At 66.6% G+C, this 3,177-nt stretch carries 3 protein-coding genes; all 3 read right to left on the bottom strand.

From position 1 onward, the window contains the following. Positions 1-317: peptidoglycan-binding domain-containing protein (locus ABNT58_RS04050; RefSeq protein WP_348752227.1), on the bottom strand; the 317-nt coding region annotated here is incomplete at its 3' end. Positions 318-413: 96 nt separating this feature from the next. Next, complete coding sequence (gene dnaJ, locus ABNT58_RS04045; protein WP_348752226.1) at positions 414-1,568, bottom strand: molecular chaperone DnaJ; 1,155 nt, start codon at positions 1,566-1,568, stop codon at positions 414-416. Positions 1,569-1,719: 151 nt separating this feature from the next. Then, positions 1,720-3,177 (bottom strand): molecular chaperone DnaK (gene dnaK / locus ABNT58_RS04040; RefSeq protein ID WP_348752225.1); only part of this gene is annotated, 1,458 nt, incomplete at its 5' end.

Raw genomic sequence — 3,177 nt, 5'->3', positions numbered from 1 at the left:
TCGAGCACCGGTGGCAGGTGCTCGCGGATGGGGCCCAGCGGCGTCTGCGGGAACATCTGCGCCACCACCTGCACCGAGAAGCGGTCGGTGGCCGAAGGCAGTTTGTCGCTGCGCGCCAGGCCCAGCGCCCGCAAGGTGCGGGGGCCGGCGATGCCGTCGTGCAGCAGGCCGGCGCTGTGCTGGAAGGCCATCACCGCCGCCTCGGTGCCGGCGCCGAAGTCGCCGTCGGCCTTGCCGGGGTTGAAGCCCGCTGCCAGCAGCGCCTGCTGCAGCTTGCGGACCGCCGGCCCGCTGTCACCGATCTGGAGCATCGCCATGCACGACCCCTGCGCGCCGGATGCAGCACGGCGCTGCACCGGCTTATAGCAGCGGGCCACCCGCGCGTGGCGGGCGGCATCCCCAGATCGTCGGCCTTACTTGAACAGGTCCTTGACCCGGTCGGTCCAGCTCTTGGCGTTGGGCGAGTGCTTGTCGCCGCCCTTCTTGAACGACTCGTCCAGCTCCTTGAGCAGCTTGCGCTGGTGCTCGGTGAGCTTGACCGGCGTTTCCACCGCGATGTGGCAGTACAGGTCGCCCGGGTAGCTGCTGCGGATGCCCTTGATGCCCTTGCCGCGCAGGCGGAAGGTCTTGCCGTGCTGGGTGCCTTCGGGCAGTTCGATCTCGGCCTTGCCGCCCAGCGTGGGCACCTCGATGCTGCCGCCCAGCGCCGCGGTGGCCAGGCCGATGGGCACGGTGCAGTGCAGGTCGTCGCCGTCGCGCTCGAAGATCTCGTGCTGCTTGATCCGGATCTCGATGTACAGGTCGCCGGCCGGCCCGCCGTTGGTGCCCGGCTCGCCGTTGCCGGCCGAGCGGATGCGCATGCCTTCGTTGATGCCGGCGGGGATCTTCACCTCCAGCGTCTTCTGGCGCTTGATCTTGCCGGCGCCGTTGCAGGTGGTGCAGGGCTCGGGAATGATCTTGCCGCTGCCGTGGCAGTGCGGGCAGGTCTGCTGGATGCTGAAGAAGCCTTGGCGCAGGTGCACCGTGCCGCTGCCGTTGCAGCTGGTGCAGGTCTTGGGGCTGGTGCCGGGCTTGGCGCCCGAGCCCTTGCAGGTCTCGCAGGTGTCCCAGGTGGGAATGCGGATCTGCGTTTCCTTGCCGTTGGCCGCTTCTTCCAGCGTGATTTCCATCGCGTACGACAGGTCGCTGCCGCGATAGACCTGCTGGCCGCCGCCGCGGCGCTGGCCGCCACCACCCTGGGCGCCGAACAGGTCGCCGAAGATGTCGCCAAAGGCCTCGGCGAAGCCGCCAAAGCCTTCCTGGCCCGGGCCGCCGCGGCCCATGCCCATGTTCGGATCGACCCCCGCATGGCCGTACTGGTCGTAGGCCGCGCGCTTTTGCGGGTCGGAGAGCATCTCGTAGGCCTCCTTGGCCTCCTTGAACTGCTCTTCGGCCTTCTTGGCGTCCTCCCCCTGGTTGCGGTCGGGGTGGAACTTCATGGCCAGCTTGCGGTAGGCCTTCTTGATGACGTCGTCGTCGGCGTTCTTCGGAACGCCGAGCACGTCGTAGTAGTCGCGCTTAGTTGCCATTGAGGGTTGCCATCAAAAAACGGGCTCAATCAAGCGAGTAAGCCGCGCCGGGGCGGGGAGGCATGTTTCACGCCAACCCCGCGCCCGGACGCGGCGCAGTCAACGAACGTCGGGGGCGGACCGGGCAGGGCCGCCGCCGTCGTTCAGCACGTCACTTCTTCACTTCCTTGAAGTCGGCGTCGACCACGTTGTCGTCGTCGCCACGTGCTTCGCTCTTGGGGGCCGCGCCCTCGGTGGCACCCGCTGCGCCGGCCGCGCCGGCGGCAGCCGCCTGCGCATCGCCGTACATCTTCTCGCCCAGCTTCTGGCTGGCGGTCATCAGGGCCTCAGTCTTGGCGTCGATGTCGGCCTTGTCCTCACCCTTGAGCGACTCTTCCAGGTCCTTCAGCGCGGCTTCGATCTTTTCCTTCTCGGGCGCGTCCAGCTTGTCGCCATGCTCGCCCACGCTCTTCTTGACCGAGTGCACCAGCGCCTCGCCCTGGTTGCGGGCCTGCACCAGCTCCAGCTTCTTGGCGTCTTCGGCGGCGTTCAGCTCGGCGTCCTTGACCATCTTCTCGATCTCGGCCTCGGACAGGCCCGAGTTCGCCTTGATGGTGATCTTGTTTTCCTTGCCGGTGCCCTTGTCCTTGGCGCTCACGTGCAGGATGCCGTTGGCGTCGATGTCGAAGGTGACTTCCACCTGGGGCACGCCACGCGGGGCCGGCGGAATGCCTTCCAGGTTGAACTCGCCCAGGCTCTTGTTGCCCGAGGCCATCTCACGCTCGCCCTGGAACACCTTGATGGTCACGGCCGGCTGGTTGTCGTCGGCGGTCGAGAACACCTGGCTGAACTTGGTCGGGATCGTGGTGTTCTTCTTGATCATCTTGGTCATCACGCCGCCCAGGGTCTCGATGCCCAGGCTCAGCGGGGTGACGTCCAGCAGCAGCACGTCCTTGCGCTCACCGCCCAGCACCTGGCCTTGCACGGCGGCGCCCACGGCGACGGCTTCGTCGGGGTTGACGTCCTTGCGCGGCTCCTTGCCGAAGAACTCCTTGACCTTCTCCTGCACCTTGGGCATGCGGGTCATGCCGCCGACCAGGATCACGTCGTCGATGTCACCGACCTTGACGCCCGCGTCCTTGATGGCGGTGCGGCAGGGCTCGATGGTGCGCTCGATCAGCTCGTCGACCAGGCTTTCCAGCTTGGCGCGGGTGAGCTTGATGTTCAGGTGCTTCGGACCCGAGGCATCGGCCGTGATGTAGGGCAGGTTGATGTCGGTTTGCGACGAGTTCGACAGCTCGATCTTGGCCTTCTCGGCGGCTTCCTTCAGGCGCTGAAGGGCCAGCACGTCCTTGGTCAGGTCGACGCCTTGTTCCTTTTTGAACTCGGCAATGATGTAGTCGATGATGCGCTGGTCGAAGTCTTCGCCGCCCAGGAAGGTGTCGCCGTTGGTCGACAGCACTTCGAACTGCTTCTCGCCGTCGACGTCGGCGATCTCGATGATGGACACGTCGAAGGTGCCGCCACCCAGGTCGTACACCGCGATCTTGCGGTCGCCCTTGCCATGCTTGTCCAGGCCGAAGGCCAGGGCCGCGGCGGTGGGCTCGTTGATGATGCGCTTGACGTCCAG

The sequence above is a fragment of the uncultured Aquincola sp. genome (assembly GCF_964001545.1).
In the GTDB taxonomy this organism is placed as follows: domain Bacteria; phylum Pseudomonadota; class Gammaproteobacteria; order Burkholderiales; family Burkholderiaceae_C; genus Aquincola.
This window is presented reverse-complemented; position numbering and strand designations above follow the sequence as displayed.